Source organism: Staphylococcus sp. GDX8P54P (genome assembly GCF_017893165.1).
In the GTDB taxonomy this organism is placed as follows: Bacteria; Bacillota; Bacilli; order Staphylococcales; family Staphylococcaceae; genus Staphylococcus; species Staphylococcus borealis.
In genome coordinates, this window is record NZ_JAESMM010000095.1 from 1 (window position 1) to 889 (window position 889).

Consider the following 889-nt stretch of genomic DNA (forward strand, 5'->3'; position numbering starts at 1 on the left):
AAGCAATTGGAATAAAGCAACTTTGTTATTTATAATTATTTGATTGGAGGTGTGAATATGTTTTTTAAGTGTTCTATATGTGATGAAAAATTAAAGAGAGGTTATAAAACTTTAGCATGTGAGAATAACAATACTTTTGATATTGCAAAAGAGGGTTATTCGAATTTAATTTCAGGGCATAAAAAAAGTAAATACGATAAAAAATTGTTTATTGCTAGAAGAGAATTGAATGATAGTAGCAATTTGTATTCGATATTAATTTCAAAAATCATAGAAATTATTAAAAAATATGAGATTAAAACTAAAAATAATGTGATAGATGTTGGTACTGGTGAGGGTTATATTTTAAATGAAATTAGTAAAACATTTCTTGGTGAAAATGAATTCTTAGGTATAGACATTGCAAAAGAAGGTGTAAAAAAAGCAGCAAAATCATATAAAAATATAAATTGGTTGGTTGCTGATCTAGCTGATATACCAGTTATGAATGGGAATGTAGACTTTTTAATTAATGTGCTTAGCCCTTCTAATTATGATGAGTTTAAAAGAGTTCTAGATAAAGAGGGGAAATTGATAAAAATAATTCCTAATAGTGATTATTTAAAAGAAATAAGGAATATAGTCTTTAGTAATCATAAAAATAAGGATTATGATAATTCTGAGGTTATAGATTTATTTGAAGCTAATTTTAATAAAATTGAAATGATAGACATTAGTTATAAGGTTAAATTAAATAAAGAAGAATTGAATAAATTACTTGATATGACGCCTTTAACGTGGAATTTAAGTGACGTAGAAAAAGAAGGAATAATTAAGAAAAACTTAAGTGAAATTACGATGAGTTTTAAGGTTTTGGTTGGTGGTTTTAAAACGAGTTGAAAACGAGTTT

At 25.2% G+C, this 889-nt stretch carries 1 protein-coding gene; it reads left to right on the forward strand.

Annotated features, from left to right (window positions below; genetic code table 11):
- The first annotated feature begins 57 nt into the window (after window positions 1-57).
- Entirely contained in the window at window positions 58-879 is an 822-nt protein-coding gene (locus tag KA909_RS13425; RefSeq protein WP_210130341.1) for a putative RNA methyltransferase, read from the forward strand.
- Window positions 880-889 lie beyond the last annotated feature (10 nt).